This window comes from Bacillus paranthracis, assembly GCF_024296885.1.
Taxonomy (GTDB): Bacteria; Bacillota; Bacilli; order Bacillales; family Bacillaceae_G; genus Bacillus_A; species Bacillus_A paranthracis.
Genome location: NZ_CP101135.1, coordinates 3631368 through 3656188 on the forward strand (window position 1 = coordinate 3631368; position 24821 = coordinate 3656188).

26 protein-coding genes are annotated in these 24821 nt (G+C 37.1%); 1 reads left to right on the forward strand and 25 read right to left on the reverse strand.

All coding sequences use genetic code 11. The features are described from left to right. Positions 1–50: 50 nt before the first annotated feature. The 9 genes from rncS to NLJ82_RS18675 form a co-directional block, all read right to left on the reverse strand. Positions 51–788, reverse strand: coding sequence for a ribonuclease III (gene rncS / locus NLJ82_RS18635; protein ID WP_001146876.1), 738 nt, complete (start codon positions 786–788; stop codon positions 51–53). A gap of 58 nt (positions 789–846) precedes the next feature. Further along, positions 847–1080 carry an acyl carrier protein gene (gene acpP / locus NLJ82_RS18640; RefSeq protein ID WP_000786062.1) on the reverse strand — a complete coding sequence of 78 codons (234 nt, stop codon included), beginning with the start codon at positions 1078–1080 and terminating at the stop codon, positions 847–849. Between the two features lie 69 nt (positions 1081–1149). Further along, on the reverse strand, positions 1150–1890 hold the full coding sequence (gene fabG / locus NLJ82_RS18645) for a 3-oxoacyl-[acyl-carrier-protein] reductase (protein WP_000911784.1): 741 nt from the start codon (positions 1888–1890) through the stop codon (positions 1150–1152). Next, positions 1890–2834: an ACP S-malonyltransferase gene (fabD, locus tag NLJ82_RS18650; protein WP_000516954.1), complete on the reverse strand. Its 945-nt coding sequence runs from the start codon at positions 2832–2834 to the stop codon at positions 1890–1892. The genes fabG and fabD overlap by 1 nt, the downstream gene beginning before the upstream one ends. A 14-nt stretch (positions 2835–2848) precedes the next feature. After that, positions 2849–3841 (reverse strand): phosphate acyltransferase PlsX, encoded by a 993-nt coding sequence (plsX, locus tag NLJ82_RS18655; protein WP_000684108.1) that lies wholly within the window; start codon positions 3839–3841, stop codon positions 2849–2851. Then, complete coding sequence (fapR, locus tag NLJ82_RS18660) at positions 3838–4431, reverse strand: transcription factor FapR (protein WP_000747352.1); 594 nt, start codon at positions 4429–4431, stop codon at positions 3838–3840. The genes plsX and fapR overlap by 4 nt, the downstream gene beginning before the upstream one ends. An 88-nt stretch (positions 4432–4519) precedes the next feature. Next, positions 4520–6568, reverse strand: a complete 2049-nt coding sequence (gene recG, locus NLJ82_RS18665) for an ATP-dependent DNA helicase RecG (RefSeq protein ID WP_001006881.1) — start codon at positions 6566–6568, stop codon at positions 4520–4522. A gap of 289 nt (positions 6569–6857) precedes the next feature. Then, positions 6858–8534, reverse strand: coding sequence for a DAK2 domain-containing protein (locus NLJ82_RS18670; protein WP_000027110.1), 1677 nt, complete (start codon positions 8532–8534; stop codon positions 6858–6860). Between the two features lie 22 nt (positions 8535–8556). Further along, a complete protein-coding gene (locus tag NLJ82_RS18675; RefSeq protein ID WP_000021109.1) occupies positions 8557–8919 on the reverse strand; it encodes an Asp23/Gls24 family envelope stress response protein in 363 nt (120 codons plus the stop codon). A 378-nt stretch (positions 8920–9297) separates the two neighbouring features. On the opposite strand from NLJ82_RS18675, the gene rpmB reads away from it, so the two are divergent. After that, entirely contained in the window at positions 9298–9486 is a 189-nt protein-coding gene (gene rpmB, locus NLJ82_RS18680) for a 50S ribosomal protein L28 (protein WP_000124776.1), read from the forward strand. Positions 9487–9559: 73 nt separating this feature from the next. Here rpmB and spoVM read toward each other — a convergent pair whose 3' ends face one another. The 16 genes from spoVM to NLJ82_RS18760 all read right to left on the reverse strand — a co-directional run bounded on the left by spoVM (position 9560) and on the right by NLJ82_RS18760 (position 24729). Continuing rightward, a complete protein-coding gene (gene spoVM / locus NLJ82_RS18685; protein WP_001213599.1) occupies positions 9560–9640 on the reverse strand; it encodes a stage V sporulation protein SpoVM in 81 nt (26 codons plus the stop codon). 66 nt (positions 9641–9706) lie between these two features. After that, positions 9707–10387 carry a thiamine diphosphokinase gene (locus tag NLJ82_RS18690; RefSeq protein WP_001998094.1) on the reverse strand — a complete coding sequence of 227 codons (681 nt, stop codon included), beginning with the start codon at positions 10385–10387 and terminating at the stop codon, positions 9707–9709. A 99-nt stretch (positions 10388–10486) separates the two neighbouring features. Then, a complete protein-coding gene (rpe, locus tag NLJ82_RS18695; protein ID WP_000589966.1) occupies positions 10487–11131 on the reverse strand; it encodes a ribulose-phosphate 3-epimerase in 645 nt (214 codons plus the stop codon). A gap of 2 nt (positions 11132–11133) precedes the next feature. Then, entirely contained in the window at positions 11134–12015 is an 882-nt protein-coding gene (gene rsgA, locus NLJ82_RS18700; protein WP_001113936.1) for a ribosome small subunit-dependent GTPase A, read from the reverse strand. A 268-nt stretch (positions 12016–12283) separates the two neighbouring features. Then, a complete protein-coding gene (gene prkC / locus NLJ82_RS18705) occupies positions 12284–14257 on the reverse strand; it encodes a serine/threonine protein kinase PrkC (RefSeq protein WP_000904766.1) in 1974 nt (657 codons plus the stop codon). Positions 14258–14265: 8 nt separating this feature from the next. Then, positions 14266–15018, reverse strand: a complete 753-nt coding sequence (locus NLJ82_RS18710) for a Stp1/IreP family PP2C-type Ser/Thr phosphatase (protein WP_000648696.1) — start codon at positions 15016–15018, stop codon at positions 14266–14268. A 4-nt stretch (positions 15019–15022) separates the two neighbouring features. Continuing rightward, positions 15023–16111, reverse strand: a complete 1089-nt coding sequence (gene rlmN, locus NLJ82_RS18715; RefSeq protein WP_000450543.1) for a dual-specificity RNA methyltransferase RlmN — start codon at positions 16109–16111, stop codon at positions 15023–15025. A 4-nt stretch (positions 16112–16115) separates the two neighbouring features. Continuing rightward, on the reverse strand, positions 16116–17450 hold the full coding sequence (rsmB, locus tag NLJ82_RS18720) for a 16S rRNA (cytosine(967)-C(5))-methyltransferase RsmB (RefSeq protein ID WP_001249674.1): 1335 nt from the start codon (positions 17448–17450) through the stop codon (positions 16116–16118). Continuing rightward, positions 17447–18391: a methionyl-tRNA formyltransferase gene (gene fmt / locus NLJ82_RS18725; RefSeq protein ID WP_000598791.1), complete on the reverse strand. Its 945-nt coding sequence runs from the start codon at positions 18389–18391 to the stop codon at positions 17447–17449. Before fmt ends, rsmB begins: the two co-directional genes overlap by 4 nt. A 23-nt stretch (positions 18392–18414) precedes the next feature. After that, the gene (gene def, locus NLJ82_RS18730) at positions 18415–18885 is read right to left on the reverse strand and encodes a peptide deformylase (RefSeq protein WP_000279468.1); all 471 of its coding nucleotides are present in this window, start codon (positions 18883–18885) and stop codon (positions 18415–18417) included. An 11-nt stretch (positions 18886–18896) separates the two neighbouring features. Further along, the gene (gene priA / locus NLJ82_RS18735) at positions 18897–21302 is read right to left on the reverse strand and encodes a primosomal protein N' (protein WP_000666726.1); all 2406 of its coding nucleotides are present in this window, start codon (positions 21300–21302) and stop codon (positions 18897–18899) included. Continuing rightward, on the reverse strand, positions 21299–22504 hold the full coding sequence (gene coaBC, locus NLJ82_RS18740) for a bifunctional phosphopantothenoylcysteine decarboxylase/phosphopantothenate--cysteine ligase CoaBC (RefSeq protein WP_000911758.1): 1206 nt from the start codon (positions 22502–22504) through the stop codon (positions 21299–21301). Before coaBC ends, priA begins: the two co-directional genes overlap by 4 nt. Before the next feature lie 172 nt (positions 22505–22676). Then, positions 22677–22889, reverse strand: coding sequence for a DNA-directed RNA polymerase subunit omega (rpoZ, locus tag NLJ82_RS18745; protein WP_000933970.1), 213 nt, complete (start codon positions 22887–22889; stop codon positions 22677–22679). A gap of 2 nt (positions 22890–22891) precedes the next feature. Beyond that, on the reverse strand, positions 22892–23509 hold the full coding sequence (gene gmk / locus NLJ82_RS18750; RefSeq protein ID WP_001257738.1) for a guanylate kinase: 618 nt from the start codon (positions 23507–23509) through the stop codon (positions 22892–22894). A 13-nt stretch (positions 23510–23522) separates the two neighbouring features. Beyond that, positions 23523–23786 carry an extracellular matrix/biofilm regulator RemA gene (remA, locus tag NLJ82_RS18755; RefSeq protein ID WP_001251458.1) on the reverse strand — a complete coding sequence of 88 codons (264 nt, stop codon included), beginning with the start codon at positions 23784–23786 and terminating at the stop codon, positions 23523–23525. Positions 23787–23853: 67 nt separating this feature from the next. After that, a complete protein-coding gene (locus NLJ82_RS18760; RefSeq protein WP_000564125.1) occupies positions 23854–24729 on the reverse strand; it encodes a YicC/YloC family endoribonuclease in 876 nt (291 codons plus the stop codon). Positions 24730–24821 lie beyond the last annotated feature (92 nt).

Consider the following 24821-nt stretch of genomic DNA (forward strand, 5'->3'; position numbering starts at 1 on the left):
AAAGTTTCATTCTATGCACAAGGAATCCCCCTCATTCAAAGGGGGATTCCTTATAGTTGTTCTTTTAACTTTTTCAACGCTTCTGCAGCAGCTTGTTGCTCTGCTTCTTTTTTCGACTTGCCACTACCAAGACCTAAGGCCACGTTATTTAACGTAACACGTGACACAAATTCTCGATTGTGAGCCGGTCCTTTTTCTTGCAAAATTTGATACTCAATATTGCCACTACCATCACGCTGAATCAACTCTTGTAATTGACTCTTATAATCCATCACATGAGAAAAAGCACCTTCATTAATTTTAGGGTATACAATTTCTTTTAAGAAGCCCCATACTGTTTCTAGCCCTTGATCAAGATAAAGGGCACCAATAAACGCTTCAAAGACATCCGCTAATAAAGCTGGTCGTTCACGTCCGCCTGTCATTTCCTCACCTTTTCCTAATAAAACTAGGCTACCAAATGACAACTCGTTTGCAAAACGAACAAGAGATGGTTCACATACAATAGCTGCACGTAGTTTTGTTAACTCTCCTTCGCTCATTGTCGGATATTTTTGAAACAGATACTGCGATACAGTAAGTTCCAATACTGCATCTCCAAGGAATTCGAGACGCTCATTGTCTTCATGCGGTTTTTTTCGATGCTCATTCACATACGATGAATGCGTAAATGCTTGAATCAATAATTTTTCATCTGTAAACGTAATACCTATTTTTTCTTGAAATACTTTAAACGCTTCACGATATTTTGTTTCGTATTTTTTTTCTCTATATTTACGGTACGGCATAGGTCCCTCCAGATATAAGCCGAGAAGCCCCGCTAAAAAACGGGACTTCATTCAAGCATTATAGATGACTCTCTATGTAAGTCACAGCATCGCCAACAGTAGCAATCTTTTCAGCATCTTCATCAGAAATTTCCATTTCGAATTCGTCTTCTAATTGCATTACAAGTTCTACTACATCTAGGGAGTCTGCTCCTAAATCTTCCTTGAAGCTTGCAGCTGGTACTACTTCTGTTTCTTCTACTCCTAAACGATCAACGATAATTTTTGTTACACGCTCTAAAACATCTGCCATTCCATTCACCTCCCCTCAAATATTATATTAAATATTGTCCAAAAAAACTAGCTGAAATCGATTCTTTTATTACATTACCATACCGCCATCAACATTTAACGTTTGACCTGTAATATATTTGCTTTGATCAGAAGCAAAAAACGTTACAGCATTTGCGATATCTTGTGCCTCACCAAACTGAGCTGCAGGAATTAATTTTAACATTTCAGCTTTTATATTTTCATCTAATACGTCTGTCATATCTGTCGCAATAAATCCAGGAGCAATTGCATTTACAGTAATATTACGGCTCGCTAACTCTTTCGCTGATGTTTTTGTTAATCCGATTACACCCGCTTTAGCAGCAACATAGTTTGCTTGTCCTGGGTTTCCCGTTACTCCGACAACAGAAGCGATATTTACAATACGTCCATGACGTTGACGCATCATATATCGAGATACTGCCTTTGTACATAAGAATACACCTTTTAGGTTTGTATTAATAACTGTATCCCATTCTTCTTCTTTCATACGCATTAATAAATTATCTTTTGTTACACCTGCATTATTTACAAGAATATCAACTTGTCCAAATACATCTACAGTTTGTTTCACCATATTTGTAACGTCTTCAGCATTTGCAACATCTGCTCTTACTGCAATTGCATCCGAACCTAATTTCTTTATTTCATCAACTACTTCATTTGCCTTTTGCTCGTTACCAGCATAATTTACTACAACATTTGCCCCTTGTTTTGCTAAATCAATCGCAATTGCACGACCAATTCCACGTGAAGCACCCGTTACTAATGCTACTTTCCCTTTTAACATCAACTTTCTCCTCTCAAATTCGAAATGGTATCTTGTAATGTCTCTTCATCGTATATCGCGTATGCTTTCACTGATGAATCAATTGACTTCATAAGTCCAACAAGTACTTTCCCAGGTCCAATCTCAATAAATGTATCTACCCCTTGACTCACCATATATTCAATGGATGGATACCATAAAACAGGCGAATAGAGCTGCTCGATTAACTTTTCTTGAATATGTGCACCACTTGTAATAACGTCTGCTGTTACATTTGCGATTACCGGAATATTCGTATCTTGAATTGTAATTTCATTTAAGACACTTTGGAATTTCTCCGCCGCTGGCTTCATAAGCGCAGAGTGGAACGGTCCACTTACTTTAAGCGGAATTGCTCTCTTTGCACCATTTTCTTTCGCTCTTTGAGAAGCAATCTCGACTCCTTGCTTTGTTCCAGAAATCACAATTTGCTTCGTACTATTCATATTAGCAATTTGTACTGCATATCCTTCACTTGTTACTTCTTCTGTAACTTGTTTCAGCATATGTGGATCAGCACCTAAAATAGCTACCATTGCACCTTCTCCGCCAGGAACAGCTTCTTCCATATATTCCCCACGTTTCCTTACAGCATATACTGCATCCTCAAAAGTTAATGCACCCGCTGCTACAAGAGCGCTATACTCACCTAAACTATGCCCTGCGACAAAGTCTGGTGTAATATCATACTCTTTTAAAGCTGTTAAAATAGCAAAACTCGTTGTTAATAAAGCAGGTTGCGCATTTGTTGTTAACGTAAGCTTTTCCTGCGGCCCTTCAAAAATCACTTCTGAAAGTGAGTCTTGCAACACCTCATCTGCTTTTGCAAATACATTTGCAACCTCTTTATTATTCTCTGCTAACTGTTTACCCATTCCAACTGCCTGTGAACCTTGGCCCGGAAAAAGAAATGCTAGTTTTCCCATTTCAAATCCTCCTCTTATTGGAGTGGCTCTTTCTCCATTACGCTTGAAATAGTAGGAATAACTTCTTTCGCTACCATTTCTCTCGTTTGACGAATCGCACTAAATATCGATTGGTCATTGGAAGAACCGTGAGCCTTAATGACAGGAGCCTTCAATCCAAATAATGCCGCTCCTCCATACTCCGAATAATCCATTTTATCTTTTAATACCATAAGTTTTGGCTTTAATACCGCTGCTGCTAATTTGCTCGTAAACGAACTCATTAACTGCTCTTTTAACATAGAGAATAATGCAAGTGCTGTTCCTTCTAATGATTTCAGTGCTACATTCCCTGTAAAACCATCACATACAACAACATCTGCTACACCTTGCAATAAATCTCTTGATTCAACGTTCCCAACGAAATTAATTGGGGCATCTTTAAGCATTGCAAAGACTTGTTTTGAAAGCTCGTTACCTTTACCATCTTCTGTTCCAACGTTTAAAAGTCCAACGCGAGGATTTTTAATTCCTCTTACTTTCTCAGCATATACAGATCCCATTACTGCATATTGATATAAATGAATCGGTTTTGCATCAACGTTCGCTCCAACATCTAACATAACAAAACCTTCTCCATCAACAGTTGGCATTGTAGGGGATAAAGCTGGTCGCTCAATTCCTTCCATACGACCTACAACAAACAATCCAGCCGCCATTAAAGCTCCTGTACTACCAGCTGATATACAAGCATCCGCTACACCGTCTTTCACTTGCTGCGCCGCAAGTACCATTGAAGCTTGTTTTTTTCGACGAACCGCTCTTACTGGTTCATCTGTCGATTCAATTTTTTCGTCTGTATGAAGTATAGTAATTCGTTCTTCACTCGTTAAGTATTGACGAATTTCCTCTTCTTTCCCCACTAACGTAATATGTAAATCAGAATATTCCTTAATAGCTTTCATTGCTCCTAGTACGACAGCCTTTGGAGCATGATCGCCGCCCATTGCATCTATTGCGATTTTCATAAGTTGTTACCTTCCTCACTATAATTACTAGATCGATACATTTCAAAAGTGCCTGTAAAAACAAGTTCTTCTCCAACAAAGCTACGCACTTTGACAACCGTCCGCCCTTTATCATTCTCTACATCTTCCACGCGCGCTTTTGCAACAACACGCTCTCCTAATTTTACAGGACGAATGTATCGAATGGTAGACTTTGCAGTTAAAGCTAATTCTTCATCAATAACCGCAACAGCTAGTGAGTTTGCTTGTGCAAACAAATGATGCCCACGGGCAATTTGATTTCTTTTAAATACGTGTTCTACCTTCACTTCAAAAATAGAAATCGCATGTCTATCTAATTCTATATCAATAATTTCTCCGACAACCTCTTCTAACGGTAAAGATTTCACATCTTCTTCATGTTGCTTTGTAGCTACATGTTTAATTCTTTCTCTTAATTCAGGAATAGATAATTCCATACGATCAAGACGTACAGTTTGTATACTCACTTGAAATTTTTCTGCTAAATCTTCATCCGTAATAAAAGGATTCGTTTCTATCGTTTGTTGTAATAATTCTTGTCTTTCTTTTTTACTTCTTCTTTTTTTCATACCGCACCATCCATTTTTATGACTAGGTACTAACAGTAGTATATAATCATTAAAAGTAGAATGCAACAAAAACTTTTGTTGCCTCCCTTTAATCGAGCTTCTCTCCCTGGAACACACCTGTCCCGTCAAGATATGTACGCAACGACGCATATTGATCATTATGCCAAAACGCTTCTGAATCTACTAGTAACGCCGCATCTTGTCTAGCTGTTTCTAGCGCCCGATAATCATGTACCATATCAGCAACCTTGAATTCTGGTAAACCACTTTGCTTACTCCCAAAGAAATCTCCAGGACCTCGTAATTCTAAATCCTTTTCTGACAATACAAATCCATCATTTGTTTCAGTCATTATGCGCATTCTTTCTTTTCCTGTTTCTGATTTAGGGTCTGCTATTAATAAACAATACGATTGTTCACTACCACGCCCAACACGTCCTCTTAGCTGATGAAGCTGTGATAAACCGAAACGCTCTGCATCATAAATAACCATTACAGTCGCATTCGGTACGTTCACACCCACCTCAACAACTGTTGTCGACACAAGAATTTGCACTTTATTTTCACTAAATTGCCCCATTATCTCTTCTTTTTCTTGAGATGATAATCTTCCATGCATTAATCCGACTTGACATTTCCCCTGATAATGATGAGTCAGCATACTATGTAAGTCGATTGCATTTTGTACATCAAGTTTCTCAGATTCTTCAATTAGAGGACAAATAACATATGCTTGTCTTCCTTTTTTTATCTCTTTCTCTACAAAACCGAGAACACGATCTAACATGTCATGTTTTGCCCAGTATGTTTCAATTACCTTTCTACCAGCTGGCATCTCATCGATTATAGAAACATCCATCTCTCCAAATGCAGTAATTGCTAACGTACGTGGAATCGGGGTCGCTGTCATAAATAATACGTCTGGACTTTCACCTTTCTCACGTAAAACTCGTCGCTGCGCTACACCAAATCGATGTTGTTCATCAGTAATCACGAGACCTAACCTATGAAAGATAACTTCATCTTGAATTAAAGCATGTGTTCCAACAAGGATATCTATTTCTCCTTGTTCTAATTTTGCCAAAATCTCTCGGCGTCTCACACCTTTAACTGAACTTGTTAACAATTCAACCTTCATACCAAAGCGCGAGAACGTCTCTGCGAGCGATTGATAATGTTGTTCTGCTAAAATTTCTGTTGGAACCATTAAAGCACCTTGATAATGCGCTAATTTCGCTGCATAAAGACCAATTGCAGCGACTACCGTTTTACCAGAACCTACATCACCTTGCAACAGACGATTCATTCGATAAGGAGATGTCATATCTTTCATAATTTCATCTACAACTCGGCTTTGCGCACCAGTTAATGGAAACGGAAGTGCATCGATAAACTCTTGCAATTCTTCTGAAGGAATTTCTTTTTTCGTCCCTTTCGAATTTTCCCTCTCCATTTTTCGTAACGTTTGCATTTTCAACTGAAATAAGAAAAACTCTTCATATACAAACCGGCGACGCGCTTGCTTCAAGTCTTCCTGCCCCGATGGAAAATGCAAAGCCCGAAGCGCTTCATAACGTGGCAGTAATTTATACCGACTTAGCAATCCATCTGGTAACACTTCAACTATAGAGTCTCCATACTCCTTTAACGCTTGTGCAATAAAACGGCGCATCTGTTTTACTGTAAGTTTCCCTTTCACTGAGTACACAGGCTCCACTTCTTGTTGACGTACAACCGGTCCAAAATGAAGTTCTGATACCGCAATCGTTTGACGATGCTGGTCCCATTTTCCAGTAATCGTTACCGTTTCATCTAAATTTAACTTCTGCTTATAGTACGGCCTATTAAAACATACAGCTGTAATTAAATAACGACCTACGAGGACACGAACCGTAAGACGCGACTTCTTCTTCCCGTAATATTGCAGTAAAGGAGCACTATGAACTTTCCCCTCAACTGTTACACGTTCATCATGCTTTACTTCTGCAAGATCTTTCATCGCATAGTCTTCATAACGGTACGGAAAATGTTCTAATAGATGAGAAACTGTATAAATTCCCATCTCGTGTAGTAATTCAGATGTTTCTCCTCCGATTCCCTTTACATCCGTAACAGGAACTTGTACAACTTCATTCAAGATTCTCACGCTCCGTCACATTATTTTTTGATTCATTATCCATTAACATGATTGACATCTGTAATCGCTCTCTTTCACCCTATATATTCTATCATAGGCATTCTAAGAGAAACTACTCAAATCCCTCATAAACAACACGAAAGAAAAGAGCCTCACTATTAGCAGCAAGGCTCTTTTTTATCTTCAATATGCTAGCCTTTTGAATAAAAACTAGTAATAAACTTCATATTACTACTTATTATCCATTAGCAAGTAAGTAATCCATTTATTTTCAAAACGAATTTTTTTCTTATTCTACAGAGAAGATGAAAGAATACACCGGTTGGTTTCCAGCATGTACTTCTACTTCTGCATCTTCAAAATTCTCTTCTACAAACTCAACTAATTCAGCTACTTCTTCATCAGTTGCATCTTCACCTTGTAGAATCGTTACGATTTCAGAATCTTCATCAATTAGTGCTTCTAGTAATTGCTTCGCAGCTCCTACTTTTTCAGCATTTGTTGATACGATTTTTCCATCTGCGATACACATGAAATCATCTTTTTGAATTGCCACACCATCAATTTCCGTATCACGTACAGCATACGTAATTTGACCTGTTTTCACATGAGATAAAGCTTCTTTCATGTTTTCTTCATTTTCCTCTAGCGTTCCAACTGGATTAAATGCTAACATTGCAGCCATACCTTGAGGAACTGTTTTTGAACGAACTACAATCACTTCTTGATCCACAACTGACGCTGCTTGTTCTGCTGCCATTACGATATTCCCGTTGTTCGGTAAAATAATGATTTTTTCAGCGTTTGCTTCTTCAATCGCCTTCACGATATCCTCCGTACTTGGATTCATCGTTTGGCCACCTTCGATAACTTTCGTCGCGCCAATGCTTTCAAATAAAGTTTTAATACCAGATCCCATAGCTACAGTTACGATACCATATGGTTGTTTCTCTTTAGGCTGGCTAGTTGGCTCAGGCATCATAGCAGGCTCATCTAATAAAGCGGTATGCTGTTCACGCATATTCTCTACTTTAATCTTGATTAAACTACCGTAACGTTGTCCGTAGTTCATAGCGTCTCCAGGATGCTCTGCATGAATATGAACTTTTACAATTTCATCATCAGATACAACTAGTAATGAATCACCATACACACTAATATCTTCACGGAATTTTTGTTCAGAGAAATTATGTTCTTTCACTTTATCAGCTTCTAATTTCACCATGAACTCCGTACAATATCCATACTTAATATCTTCTGTACTCAATTGGCTTTGTACACTACGGTGATGTTCTGCGCGCACCATTTCATTCATAGATGGTTGGGCAGGTGCATCAGAAGAAATCGTTTCTCCTTTTAAGTCAGCTAAAAAACCTTCGTAAACTACTACAAGACCTTTACCACCGCTATCTACAACGCCAACTTGTTTTAATACAGGTAATAAATCTGGCGTACGATTTAACGATGCATTTGCTTCTTTCACAACGTCTTCCATAAACAAAACAAAGTCGCGCTGTTTTTTCGCAACTGTTACTGCATATTTACCCGTTTCTCTTGCAACCGTTAAAATCGTTCCTTCAATCGGTTTCATAACCGCTTTGTAAGCCGCCTCTACTCCAGCCTCTAAAGCTGCAGCAAAATCAACTGTTGTTAATTCTTCTTTTTGTTCAATGGATTTCGAGAAACCACGGAACAACTGAGATAAAATAACTCCAGAGTTACCACGAGCTCCCATTAATAATCCTTTGGCTAAACTTACGCCGACTTTACCAGCATGTTGTGAAGGATTTGCTTTCACTTCACGTGCGCCTGAAGTCATAGATAAGTTCATGTTTGTACCGGTATCGCCATCTGGAACTGGAAATACGTTTAATGCATCAACAAGCTGAACATTATTCGTTAAATTATTCGCTCCTTGAATGATCATTTGTGATAAACGTTTTCCATCAATTTTTTGAATTGACACAGATTTTCCTCCTTAATGCACATTACAAGTTTATTACTTTAACTCCTTGTACGTAGATGTTTACAGAATCTACTGCTAGTCCTACAGTTTGATCTAATGTATATTTCACTTTCGTCTGCACGTTATGTGCTACTTCTGAAATTTTCGTACCATAGCTCACAATAATATACATATCAATATGTACTTCATCTTCATCTTTACGAACAATAACACCTCTAGTGAAATTTTCTTTTCGTAAAATGTCTGTTAATCCATCTTTTAACTGATTTTTTGATGCCATACCTACGATACCGTAGCAATCTACCGCGGCACCTCCAGCAATTGTTGCAATTACATCTGTACTAATATCAATTTGACCGTACTTCGTTTTAATTTCAATTGACATCTCGTTTTCCCCCTTCATAAATGGTGAAAGTGAGTTAGACTACTTTAGTTACTATCATATAATCTTTTTAACGAAAATTCCATCGTTCTTTCTTTTTCACTCTCATATTTTATGTTGAAAACTACACTTTTTTATGATGAGCAAAATAGTCCATTGTTATTATACAACATGTATCACTATAATATGTCAAGCAATTTTTCTTGATTTCAACTTTTCTTCATTGACATATAGTGTCAAGTAATTTTTCTTGATTTCTTTTTTCTACAGTGTTGCATTCTCTTTTTAGTTGTGTTAAATTATAGTAGTGTTTTTAGCATCGCATAAAAGACTAACATTGAAAAATTACGTATGGTAAGGTATCAAGGGAGGGAAATATAAATGGCTCGTGTTTGTGCTATTACTGGAAGAAAAGCTCGTTCTGGTAACTCTCGTTCTCACGCAATGAACGCTACAAAACGTAAGTGGGGCGCTAACCTTCAAAAAGTTCGCGTACGCATCGACGGAAAAGTTCAACGTGTTTACGTTTCTGCTAGAGCATTAAAATCTGGCAAAATCGAACGTGTTTAATAATAAAAAAAAGAGCCGCTAGGCTCTTTTTTTACTATACCAATGGAAAAAGCACCGGTAATAGGTGCTTTTTTTAATCTTTTTTGAAGGTATTTAACATGGCACGAACAATTCCACCAAGAAATTTAGGTAACTTAATTGTATAAAATCTCATGGTTTCCCTCCTAATCCCCATTACTCCATTTGGTCACTATATGATGTAAGGAGCAAAATTGTTTCTTTAATCAGTGCTTCTTATCACCATTAATATGCCAGAAGTAAATGAAAAAGTACCTTTTTCCTCAACGAGTTCATTACTAATACAAAGTGTGGATCCCCACTCTATTTTTTTATTCGTTAGAGGATATTTAAAACCAAGTAATGTAATCCCTTCCACTATTTCAGTAACAGGCACAAAAGATACATAAGGGAAATTTTTATTTTCTTCAATTATATGTGTACCCACTCTTTTTACACTTATTTCATTTTGATTGTCTACAATACACATCTCTATTCCTACTTCTAATCCTTTTAAAAGCATTTGTATATTCGCTAAACCGTGATCAAGTCTTCCGCCAGTAGCACCAAAAATACGAATGAGTGCCGGCTTTTGTTCTAACGCCCAGTTAATAGCAATTTCTAAATCAGTTTGATCTTTTTCACGAGGAACAATATGTAAATCATTTGTTTGTTGCCCCATCCATGCTAATTCTTCTTCCGTAACCGAGTCATAATCTCCAAACGCAACAGCAGGAGTAATACCTCTTTTTAATAAACGATATACTCCTCTATCAACTGCCGCCCACACTACTTTCTCATTTTCATATGAAGAAAAATCTGCACAATATTCCGCGGGTCCTCCCGCTAAAATATGAATAATCATGTTTCCTTCCCCTTCTATTGTAAAAAGGCAATCTGCCATTCGGTAGATTGCCTTTTTATATATTTTTTCTCTACCCTTTATAAATAGTGAAAACTTACTACACTAGAAGATTCACTGGGATAAAGACTCGTTCATTCATTATCCACGAATGACACGAATTGCTTCACCGCGGTCTTTTTGATTGTATACTGCTGACCCAGCTACAAGTACATTTGCTCCTGCTTCTACACAAAGTCTTGCTGTTTCAGCGTTTACACCACCATCAACTTCAATTTCTACTTCTAGATTGCGCTCTTTAACCATTTCTGCAACTTGTTTAATTTTCGGTAATACAGAATGGATAAATTTCTGCCCACCAAATCCAGGGTTTACTGTCATAAGTAATACCATATCAATATCTTCTAATACATGCTCAATCACTGAAACTGGCGTATGCGGATTTAATACAACTCCTGCTTTAATGCCATGAGATTTAATTAACTGAATTGTACGATGTAAATGAGGGCAAGCCTCTACATGAACAGTAATAATATCCGCTCCCGCTTTTGCGAAAGTCGGGATATAGTTATCAGGATTTTCAATCATTAAATGTACATCTAACGGTAACGATGTGATCGGACGAATTGCTTCTACAATTAATGGTCCAATCGTAATATTTGGTACGAAATGTCCATCCATTACATCGACGTGAATGTAATCCGCTCCGCCTTTTTCTACATCTTTAATCTCTTCCCCTAATTTTGAAAAATCTGCTGATAAGATCGATGGTGCAATTTTAATCATAACTAATACCTCGGCTTTCTCTCTCTAATTTCTTCTACAAATTGTTTGTAATTCTTATAACGATATTCTGTAATCTTCCCCTCTTCAACCGCAGCCTTCACAGCGCATTTCGGTTCAGAAAGATGTGTACACCCTCTAAATTTACAGTATTGGCTCGCTTCTTTCAACTCTGGAAAACAATATGTAAGATCTTCTACCTCTATATCTATGAAATCGAGTGAACTAAAACCAGGTGTATCTGCAACTAGTCCGCTTCCAATCGCAATTAATTCTACGTGTCTTGTCGTATGTTTCCCGCGTCCTAAATGTGAGGAAATATCATTCGTTTTCAGTTCTAATTCTGGACGTAAGACGTTAAGCATAGAAGATTTTCCAACACCAGATTGCCCCGCAACAACGGAAACACAACCTTCTAAGAATGGTTTTAAAATATCAATACTTTCCGATGTATTTATAGAAGTAAATAATACATCATATCCCATCTCACGATAGTCATTTGCATAAGATTCAACAGTTTCTCTCATTTTTTCATCCACTAAATCCATCTTACTAATGCAAATAATCGGCTTAATGTTATGATATTCAATCAGCACTAAAAATCGATCTAACAGCCCCGGATTAAAATCTGGTTCTACTGCTGAAAAAACAAGAATTGCTTGATCAACATTAGCAATAGGAGGCCTGACAAGTTCATTTTTTCGATCAAATACTTCAAGCACGTATCCTTCACTCGGATTATCAGCCTGAAAAACAACTTGGTCTCCTACCAGTGGTGTAATTTTATTTTTTCTAAACACACCACGCCCGCGACATTGTGTAATCCCTTCTTCATGCTGCACATAATAAAATCCACTTAGAGCTTTTACAATTTTTCCTTCTGGCATATAATTCTCCTTTATTCTGTATAAAGTGAAGCTGGAATTCATATTGAATGGATTATCATTCTTTAAATAAAGATTTCAAAACCCGTCATATATACACATTAATATATTTAATCTACCATCAAATTTAAAATATTATTTATAACAGTATCACTTTTATATCTTTTTGAATCATATATTTTTGCCTGTTATACAGTCCACTATATGTAGACAGCATAACAGGCAGAAGTAATACATTCCATTCTCTTTGGAGATAAAATGGAATTCATTATTATTGAGTTGGGTATGGTACTTCTTTGTCAATAATCGTTACACCATCTCGTACAATTTTATAATGTCCTTTTGTACCTTCTTGAATTACAAATTCTAATGAAATAGTTGCCGACTCTGAAATTGTTCTAGTTTCAATTGGTCTATCCATTTTTTGTTGCATATCTTCTTTATAAATTTCTATCGTTTGCGGTTTTTTCTCACCTATTATAGAAGACTCATACGGAATAGAAATATTATCCACTTTCACTGTTTTCGTTACTTTCGGCTTAGGACCATCTGAAATAACAATCGTCACTTTATCTCCTTCTTTTAACGGCGTTCCTGGTTTTGGAGATTGCGAAATTACAAGTCCTTTATCAACAGTATCAGAATACTCTCGTTTTATATCTGGAGTTAGTTTTCTCTCATTCAGATAACCAGTTGCACTATTTTCAGTCCACCTTGAAAAATCACCCGGTCTAATTTGATAAGGACCTTTACTCACCCAGATTTTCAGTTCTTGCTCGGCCTCTACCACCATTTGGTCAGACGTCGGAAATTGCTCTACGATTGCACCTTTTGGCCTATCATCTTCAATATAATATACTGTAACTTGTTTATATTTCTCTTCTAACTCTGTTCTTATACTCTCTAAATCTTTTCCTGTGAAATCAATCATCTTACTTTTCTTTTTCCCACCTGATTGATAGATAGTAATTTTAGAGTTTTCTTTCACGACTCTTCCTGCCACAGGGTCTGTTTTTATAACATCACCGGTTTCAACATCATCTGTATATACAATATTAGGTTCCGTAACCTCAAAACCCTTTTCAACTAATGTATTTACTGCGGTCGTATATTTCATACCAGCCACATCAGGGACTTTTACATCTTTTGGAATAAAGAATCCTGGAATAACAGTAAGGGCTAACGTTATTCCGATCGCTAAAAGTAAAAATGTTGTAATTAAAACTTTGAGCCATTTATTACTTCGTTTTTTCTTCTTATTTAAATCCTCATCTTCTTTTCTTGCCTGTTCATCCACTTTACTTCCTTGTAAAACAATTGTTTCATCAGTTACATTTTCGAATAATTGTTCCTGTTGAATAACCGGAATCGCTTTTGTCGCTTCCATATCTTCCGGTATGTAAAATGGCTGCTCATTTATCCTCTCTGGATATAGCGCAGTTTCAATATCTCGTTTCATCGCATTAGCAGATTGATATCGATGAAACGGATCTTTCGCAGTTGCCTTTAATATAATATTTTCGACACTTTGCGGAATACTTTCATTCCATCTTTTTGGAGACGGAATTTCACTTTGTAAATGTTTTAAAGCTATAGCAACAGCAGATTCTCCAGAAAATGGTTGTCTTCCTGTTAACAACTCAAACATAACAATCCCTAGGGAATAAATATCTGATTGTTTATTTGCTATCCCGCCACGTGCTTGTTCTGGTGATAAATAATGCACCGAACCGAGTACTGAATTTGTATGTGTAATTGTTGTTGCACTTGTAGCTGTCGCAATTCCAAAATCTGTTACTTTTATTACTCCATCAGCTCGAATTAAAATATTGTGCGGTTTAATATCGCGGTGCACAATTTCAAAATGATGGGCGTGTGCCATGGCGGATGTTAGCTGCTCCATAATATCAAGAGCTTCTCCTATCGGTAACATTCCTCGCTCAATTATGTATTGCTTCAATGTTTGTCCTGGTACATACTCCATTACAAGATAATATATACCATCTTCTTCTCCGACATCATACATATTCACAATATTTGGATGCGACAACGTTGTAACAGACTGCGCTTCTCGATGGAAACGTTTAATAAACTCTTCGTTATTTGAATAGTCGAGTCTTAATATTTTCACCGCTACATCTCGGCCTAGTATATCATCATGAGCTAAATACACATTGGCCATTCCACCGCCACCAATCATTTTCAGTAGCTTATAACGGTCATTTAAGCGTTTTCCAATCAGCACGTTGCACTTCACCTACTTTCGTTTGTCGAACCCGCATAATCAATGAGAACAAGGGTGATATTATCTTCCCCGCCACGATCATTCGCCAATTGAATGAGACGTTGTCCCTTAGTTTCTAGCTGTTCATTTAACTGTAAAACTTGTTGCATATCAGCAATAGAAACTTTGTTAGATAGTCCATCAGAGCAAAGAAGTAACTGATCATCTTCCTCTAGCACTAATGTTTTCACATCTAATCCGACTTTCTCTTCTGTTCCTAATGCCCTTAACAAAACATTCTTTTTCGGGTGATATTCTGCGTCTTCTTTTGAAATTTCACCATGTCTCACAAGTTCATTGACAAGTGAGTGATCTTCCGTTACAAGCGAGATTTCCCCCTCTGATACCATATAACAACGACTATCTCCTATATGACCTATCGTCACAAAATTTGGTGTACAAATCGCTATTATAAGTGTTGTTCCCATACCATTACATTCTACATGTTGCTTAGAGTATTCATATATACGCTCATTAATAATCCCCACGCTAGTATGTAACCACTCTTCTACTTTTTTTGGCTCGTTCATATTATGCGTTTGCTTCCAATAATCATGGAATAATTGAATGGTCATCGAGCTAGCTACATCACCAGCTCGATGACCTCCCATTCCATCTGCTACTACCGCTAAAATATTTCCATCTAAATTGTGAAAAACTCCTGCACTATCTTCATTATGTTGACGAACTTTTCCTTTATCTGATAGAAACACGGCTTTCATCTCGTCACCTCGTCTCTTCTTTGCGCTCCTTCGCACGCAACTGACCGCAGGCTGCATCAATATCATGACCTTGTTCACGGCGAATCGTTACATTTACTCCACGATCTTTTAACGTTTTTTCAAATAAGAAAATTTGTTCACGTGGCGTACGTACATAATCACGTTCAGGTACGTAGTTTACCGGAATTAAGTTCACATGACATTTTACACCTTTCAAGAGCGCAGCAAGCTCTTCAGCGTGCTCAACTTGGTCATTTTCGCCTCCAAATAGTCCATATTCAAAAGTAATACGACGCCCTGTTCTATTTACATAGTATTTAATAGCTTCCATCAAATCTGGTAGCTTATAAGCACGGTTAATCGGCATTAATTTTGAACGTAATTCTGAGTTTGGAGCATGCAGTGAAATCGCAAAATTAATTTGTAAATCTTCTTCAGCGAACTTATAAATTTTCGGGATGATTCCACTTGTCGAAACTGTCATATGTCTCGCACCAATATGAAGTCCTTTTTCATGATTAATGATGCGTAAGAATCCCATTAAATTATCATAGTTATCAAATGGTTCTCCAATTCCCATAACGACAAGAGAACTTACACGTTCTTCTGATTCATCAAGTGCACGTTGCACTTCTACTACTTGTGCTACAATTTCTCCAGCTTCTAAGTTTCGCTTTAAACCGCCAAGCGTTGAAGCACAGAACGTACACCCAATACGACAACCTACTTGTGTTGTTACACAAATGGAATTTCCATATTCATGTCGCATTAATACCGTTTCAATAGAATATCCATCATATAATTGGAATAAGAATTTAATTGTTCCATCCGAAGACGTTTGTTTTACTAACGTATTTAAAGTAGTAATATCAAAGGAATTCGACAATTTTTCACGCAATCCTTTAGAAAGGTTTGACATATCCTCATAATTTTTTACACGTTTTTTATATAACCAATCAAAAATTTGTCCAGCACGGAACTTTGGTTCTCCTTGCTCCTTTAACCAATCTTGCATTTCATGAAGTTGTAAAGAGTAAATTGATGGTTTTTTCGTTTCTAAATTTTTCTTTTGTTTTCTCACAGTCGTTTCCACGATGCTACACCTTCTTCCTTAAACAAGCAATATAAAAGCCATCTGTTGCAAAATAATGCGGTAAAATTTGTACTTGACCTTCATCAATATACGGACTTAACTTTTCTGGCATACGCTCTTTTATCGTAGTATCCCACTCAAACTCAGGATGCTCTTGTAAAAATCGTTCTATTACTTGTTCATTTTCTATTTTTTCAATTGTGCACGTACTATAAACAAGGCGACCACCTTGTTTTAATAACGGTGCGATTTTTTCTAGTATTGCAAGTTGGATCGTCGATAATCTTTCACTATCGCCTTTATCTTTACCTAACTTAATATCAGGCTTACGTCTAATTACACCAAATCCAGAACATGGGGCATCTACTAATATTTTATCAAACGTTTCATTTGCAAAATGTTCTTGCACTTTTCTAGCATCTAATGCCTTTGTTTCGACATTTCCTAGACCAAGTCGCTCTGCTTGTTGTTTAATTAAACGTACTTTGTGTGCATGTAAATCAAGGGACATGACTTGACCAGTTCCTTTTAATCGCTCTGCGATATGTGTTGTTTTTCCACCTGGAGCAGCACAACTATCAAGAACTACATCTCCCTCATCTGGTTCTAAGGCACGTGCTACCAGCATAGAACTTTCATCTTGAATAGAAAGAAAACCTTTTTTAAACGCATCTGTGTGCGCTACATTCCCTTTTTCAATTTGAATTGCATCATCTGATAAATCGCCACGCTTCGCTTCTATACCTTCACTAGCTAATAATGCAATTGCTCCTTCTACTGTTATTTTATCAACATTTACACGCGCTGTTGGTACAGGCGGTAACATGTTCACTTCACACATTTTCTCAGCAGTTTCTAAACCATATTCTGAAGTCCACTCTTGGACAAGCCAAATTGGATGACTCGTTGCAATTGCCAAACGTTCTACTGGATCTTTGATTTCATCTACAGAAGGTACACCTTCTCTTTGAATCGAACGTAATACACCGTTCACCATACCAGCAATTCCTTTATGCCCGCGACGCTTTGCAATCTCAACGGCTTCATGAATAGCCGCTCTTTCAGGCACTCGGTCTAAATAAATCATTTGATATAAAGATAAGCGAAGTAATACTCTTACCCACGCTTCAACTTTCTTTTTTAAAAAAGGCTGTAAATAATAATCTAATGTATCACGACGTTGGATTGTTCCATATACAATCTCAGTTAATAAACCAATATCTTTTCTATCAATTGTACTTTTTTCAATTAGATTATTTAAAAGTAAGTTACTGTATGCACCACTTTTTTCTACTTGAATTAAACCATCAAGAGCTAATTCACGAACATTTTGTCTCATGCATTTTCTCCTAACTTCGTTCCAATTTCAGGTTTTGTTCCACGTAAAAATTGTGAACAGCTCATACGCTTTTTACCAGAAGGTTGCAATTCTGTAACTTTAACACCCGTTTCATTACCAGTTGCTACAACGAAACCATCTTCTTCGATCGCAACAATCGTACCTGCTTCAGCTGATTTCGTTACAGGTACTTTTTCTCCCCACCATACTTTAACAACTTGTCCTGCTAAAGTTGTATAAGCAACTGGCCATGGATTCAATCCGCGAATGTGATTGTATACTTCTTCACCTGTTTTTGTCCAATCAATTTTCTCTTGCTCACGTTTTATATTATATGCAAACGTTACTTCTTCCTCGTTTTGTTTAATTGGTTCTAACTTACCTTGAATTAGTAAAGGTACTGTTTTAGATAGAAGATGTGCCCCTGCTTCACTTAACTTATCAAATAACGAGCCTGTCGTTTCACGCTCTTCAATTTCCACTTCTACTTGCGTTAAAATATCACCAGCATCCAATTTTTCTACCATATACATAATTGTAATACCTGTTTTTTCTTTCCCTTCCATAATTGCATAATGGATTGGTGCACCACCACGAAGTTCAGGAAGTAAAGAAGCGTGGACGTTAATACATCCATACTTCGGTGCTTCTAAAATTTCATTTGGTACAATTTGACCGAACGCAGCTGTTACAATTAAATCTGGCTCTAATGCCAATACTTTTTCATATTCGTCTTTTTCACGAATTCTTAACGGCTGTAACACCGGAATACCATGCTTTTCTGCTTCCACTTTAACAGGTGTAGGTGTTAATACTTTTTTTCTGCCTACCGGACGATCTGGTTGCGTAACAACACCTATTACATCATAGCCATCTTCAATAAGACGACGAAGCACCGGCACTGAAAAGTCCGGTGTTCCCATAAATACTACTTTTATCATTTAAAAACCGCTCCTTTTAATACCTATTCTAATTCATTTTCCTCATAATATCTTGTCACTTTCGATGTAAATAACACACCGTGTAAATGATCGATTTCATGTTGAATTGCACGCGCTAAAAAACCCTCTGCTTCTAGTAAAAATACTTTGCCTCGACGATTTTGCGCACGCACTTTAATATAATCCGCACGTTCCACTTCACCATAAAGTCCCGGGAAGCTTAAACAGCCTTCGGGACCTACTTGTTCACCACGTTTTTCTAATATCGATGGATTGATTAACTCAATTTTCCCAGTATCATCACCGATATCAACTACCGCCACTTGCAAGCTTACCCCTACTTGAGGCGCAGCTAAACCGACTCCGTCCGCAATTAACATTGTTTCATGCATATCTTTCAACAATTTCACTAACTTTTTATCAAAGTTAATTACTCTTTCACACGGTGTTTCTAACACTTCATTTGGATGCTTTACTATTTCTAAAACTGCCATATTTCCCTCCGCTACATTAACATTGTTGGATTAAAATCAATTGAGATTTGTAGCTCTTTTTGCATTTCTGCTTGATAATGTTCATTTACCATTTTGAGCACGTTCTTTAAGTTTGGTTCCCGTTTGTATTTTATCATGCATTGATAACGATATCTATCTTTTATCCTTGGAATTGCTGAAGCAACCGGTCCTAACACCATCGTTTGCTGCGAACAATGCGTCCGTAAATACAAGGCAATTTTTTCCGTCACTTGTACTGCCTTTAATAATTCCGGATGAGATACCGTCACAAGTACAACATAGTAATAAGGTGGGTATTGTCTCGTTCGCCTCATTTGCATTTCTTGATCAAAAAACACATCATATTGTTGGTTCTTTGCTAACTCTATACTATAATGTTCTGGCGTATACGTTTGAATTATAACTTCCCCTGGCAATTCATGTCGGCCTGCTCGTCCACTTACTTGCGTCAATAACTGATAAGTCTTTTCACTCGCCCGGAAATCAGGTAAATGAAGCATCGTATCAGCAGTTAAAACACCAACAAGCGTTACTTTCGGAAAATCTAACCCTTTTGCAATCATTTGTGTTCCAAGTAATATATCTGCTTTTTCTTCCCCGAACGCCTTTAATAATTTCTCATGCATTCCTTTACGACTCGTCGTATCTACATCCATTCGAATGACTCGTGCCTCTGGAAATAGTTTTGTAATTTCTTCTTCTACCTTTTGCGTACCTGTACCAAAGAAACGAATGTATGTACTTTGACAAGCAGGACACGCAGTCGGCATATTTTCTTCGTAACTGCAATAATGGCATTTTAAACGATGATTCATTTTATGATATGTCAGCGAGATATCACAATGCGGACATTGTACAACGTACCCGCAATCACGGCACATAACAAATGTAGAATGACCTCTTCTATTTAAAAAGAGCACCATTTGTTCTTTCTTTTCTAACCGATCTGCTATTTTTTCATGCAGTGCCTTTGAAAACATGGAGCGATTCCCGTCACGAAGTTCTTCACGCATATCAACAATCTCTACTGTCGGTAAAGCTTGTTCGTTCATACGTTTTTCCATCGTCAGTAATTCATACACACCTTTTTTCGCTCTTGCAAACGATTCAAGCGTCGGTGTTGCACTACCAAGAACGATAGGGCATTTATGATATTGTCCTCTCCACACAGCTACATCCCTTGCATGATACCTCGGATTATCTTCTTGCTTGTAGCTCGATTCATGTTCCTCATCAATGATAATAATCCCTAAATTTTCAAAAGGAGCAAATACAGCTGAACGTGCACCAACTACGACTTTCACTTCTTTTCTTAAAATCTTACGCCATTCATCATATTTTTCTCCAACAGACAGCGCACTATGAAGAACTGCAACTTGTGAGCCAAATCTACCTTTAAAACGATCTACCATCTGAGGCGTTAGTGCAATTTCAGGAACAAGTACAATAGCTTCTTTTCCTTTCTCGAGCACCGCTGCTATAGATTGTAAATATACTTCTGTTTTTCCGCTTCCTGTAACACCATATAGTAAAAATGGATTGTAAGTTTCATTTGTAATTGATGATAAAATCGGTGTAATAACTTGCTTTTGTTCCTCAGTAAGTGGGAATGGTTTCGTTTGTTCAAAATCGTCATCGTCATACGGATTTCGGTACACTTCCACATACTTTTCTGAGAGTAGTCCCTTTTTAACAAGTGCTTTAATTGGAGCATCTGTTATTTGTAACTCTTCTGTTATTACTTTCAACGGTACACTTTTATAATTTTCCACAAAATAATAGAGGACATCTTGTTGTTTTTTACTTTTCAGTTCAAATGCTGCTAATTCTAATTTATCTTCTGGCAACTCCGGTTGAACGACTCTTTGTTTCTTCTTTTGTACTTTATCTTTTACTTGATAAACGACTTCAATCGTGCCATGTTTAATTTCTTGTTGAATCGTGCGGTATAGCTGTGGCTGCGTCTCAATCGCTTCCCAATCTATCGCTTCTTTGTCCTGAAATAAAAACAGTAGTTCAGGTGCTACTTCTTCTTGTTTACGAAGTTGTAGACGTTTTTTATATGTTGCTTTTATCGCCGTTGGAAGCATAACTTGAAAAGCTGAAATCATATAACATAACGTTTCACTTGTAAGCCAATACCCTAGCTTTAACAACTCTTCATTTAAAACGGGTGTTACATCTAAAATTTCATGAATTGTCTTTAACTTCTTACTTTCTACTTCAACCGAATCTTTAATCCCAATAATAAAACCTTGCAATTTCCTTGGGCCAAACGGAACTACTACACGCATGCCTGTCTGGACAATATCTTCCCATTTTTTAGGGATAATATAATCAAATGGTCGATCTGTCTGACGTGCAGGTACATCAACAATTACACTTGCAAATTTCATAGACGATCATCTTCTAACATCATTTCAATTTGCTTTAATATTTCACGAGCAACCTCTTTCTTCGTTAAAAGTGGCAACTCTATAACTTCTCCATCTTTTCTATACATTGTTACAATGTTCGTATCTGTACCAAATCCAGCTCCTTGCGCCTTTACGTCGTTTGCAACAATCATATTCGCATTTTTCTCACGTAATTTTTTCGTTGCATATTCCTCTACGTTTGTCGTTTCAGCCGCAAAACCGATAAGTAACTGTTTGTCTTTCATCTCACCTAACGTTTTTAAAATATCTACTGTTCTCTCAAGTTCAATTACAGCATCGCCATTTTTCTTTTTCATTTTATTATCATGAACATATTTCGGGCGATAATCTGCAACTGCTGCTGTTTTAATAACAACATCCACGTCTTCATAATGTTGAATAACCGCCTCTAACATATCTTGTGCAGATTCCACTTGCACCGTAGTTACATGTAATGGTGGATGTAATGCTGTCGGTCCCGAAACGAGTATAACATCAGCGCCTAAGTTCGCTGCCACTTCCGCAATCGCGTATCCCATTTTTCCAGAAGAAAAATTGGTCATAAAACGAACTGGATCAATCTTTTCACGTGTTGGACCAGCAGTTATTAATATTCTTTTTCCATACAATGGTTTTTGTTCTGAAAAAGCCTCTTCTAACCGTGCGATAATCGCTTCAGGTTCTTCTAATCTTCCTTTCGCTACATAACCACACGCTAAAAAACCTTCGCCAGGCTCAATAAATGTATATCCTAACGTTTTTAACGTCATCATATTTTTTTGAACAATTTTATTTTCATACATATGCACATTCATAGCAGGTGCAATCCACACTGGGGCTGTAGTAGCTAACAAAGTAGTTGTAATCATATCATCTGCAATACCGTTAGCTAACTTTCCAATACAATTGGCTGTAGCAGGTGCAACAAGTACAACATCTGCCCAATCTGCTAAATCGATATGAGCAATAACAGCTGAGTCTTTCTCATCGAATGTATCCGTATATACATCATGGCGAGAAAGCGCTTGGAATGTAAGAGGTGTAACAAATTTCATTGCCGACTCACTCATCATTACTTTTACAATAGCACCAGATTGTGTCAATTTACTCGTTAACGCAGCCGCTTTAAAGACCGCAATGCCTCCTGTTACACATAAAAGTATCTTTTTCCCTTTTAGCATATGGCTCGTCCTCTTTCTTTTTCAAACTTATAATACTGAAACAAGATTATCAGCTCATCAGTATCAATATTTCTTCCCTACCGTAAAAAAATAACAACCTACTTGTAAATAGGTTGTTACCGTTACATAGAAAATTATAAAGTCTATGTTTTAAATTGTCGAAGACAAAGTCTTATTCAGTTACTTTATCTTCACTTGGTACGTAGCTTAACGCTTCCATATCGATTTCTTCTAATGCTTTACCTACACATTTATGAGAAACTGGTTTTTCTACAACACAGTTATTAGCAAGTTGCATTTCGCGCGCACGTTTTGCAGCCACTGTTACAAGTGTATATTTAGAATCGATTTTTGTTAATAATGAATCAATTGATGGATTTAACATAATTATAGACCCTCCGTCATTTCTTTATAATATTTTGCTACTCTTTCGCGGCGGCAATGTTCGCCAACCACAATTGCTTTAATTCTTTCACAAGCTAGTTCAACTTGGTCGTTTTCTACAACGTAGTCGTAAGCGTCCATCATATCAATTTCTTCTTTCGCTACCGTTAAACGATTTTCAATAACATCTTCAGTTTCTGTACCACGACCGACAATTCGGTTCTTTAGTTCAGATAAACTTGGAGGTGCTAAGAAAATAAATACACCTTCTGGGAAAGCTTTCTTAACTTGAATTGCTCCTTGCACTTCAATTTCTAAGAATACATCTTTTCCTTCTTGTAATGTTTTTTCAACATAGTCAATTGGTGTTCCGTAATAATTACCTACGAACTCAGCCCACTCAAGTAATTTTTCATTACGAATCATTTCCTCAAATTCTTCTCTCTCTTTAAAGAAATAATCCACACCATCCACTTCACCTTCACGTGGCTTACGTGTCGTTACTGAAATGGAGTACTGAAAACGTGTATCCTCATGACTAAACAGCTCTTTTCGAACCGTTCCTTTACCAACCCCAGAAGGTCCTGAAAGAACGATGAGCAATCCTCTTCTACTTCTCATAAATATGTAAAACCTACCCTTCCTCACTTAACTCTTCTTTATTATTCAAACGATGTGCAATCGTCTCTGGCTGAATTGGACTTAATACAACATGCCCATCATCCATAACAATAACCGCCCTTGTTTTTCTCCCATACGTAGCATCAAGCAAAGCATTATGTTCGCGTGCTTCCTGTACTGTTCGTTTAATAGGAGCTGACTCCGGACTTACAATAGCAATAATTCGATGAGCAGATACAATATTTCCGTATCCAATATTTAAAAACCGCATGGCCATAGTTTGCGCCTCCTAGTAAGTCTATCCGATTTCTCCACCACGTATAACTTTATATATTTTTTGAAAGCTACTCAATATTTTGTACTTGTTCACGAATTTTTTCAAGGTTATTTTTCATTTCTACAACATATTTTGAAATTGTTAAGTCATTTGCCTTAGAACCAATCGTATTAATTTCTCTATGCATCTCTTGCACGATGAAATCCATTTTCCTTCCAACAGGCTCTTCAATCTGCAGTGTTTCACGGAATTGTTCTAAATGACTTTGCAAACGAACTAACTCTTCGTGAATATCACAACGCTCAGCAAAGATTGCAACTTCTGTTAGCAATCTTTGTTCATCTAGATCTTGATTATGTAATTCCTTTAAGCGATTTTCTAATCGTTCACGATATTTTTGTGTAACAATTGGTGCATGCGGAATAATAGCATTTACACAATTATGAATCTCTTGTAAGCGATACGCTATATCTTTATGTAATCGTTCTCCTTCGCCATCTCTCATCGTTTTTAACATATGAGCAGCTTGGCGAACAGCCTCATATAAACTGTTCTCAAATTGTTCATTTACGTTTTCTACCTCTTCAATCGCTGTTACTTCTGGCATTGCCATTAATTGCTCGAGTGTAATAGAATCTTGTAATTGAAATTTTCCTTTTATATCTTCCATAATCGATTGGTACTGCTCAAGAAGCGACCAATTCACACTTAATTTTCTTTCAACAAGCCCTTCACCCGCTATACTAATAGACACTTCAATACGTCCACGGCGAACTTGCTGTGCAATTATTTTACGAATTTTGTCTTCAAATACCGTCATTTGCTTCGGTAGTCGAATACTCATCTCTAGAAAACGGTGGTTCACCGATTTCATTTCTACTGTAATTTGAAAAGTATCACTCTCTACTTTCGATCTTCCAAATCCTGTCATACTACAAATCATTTTTTATCACATCCAAGCCATGAAATAACTCAATGAAAAAGGTAATAGAGACAAGGCTCTACTACCTTCTGTAAATTATATCACATTTTCAT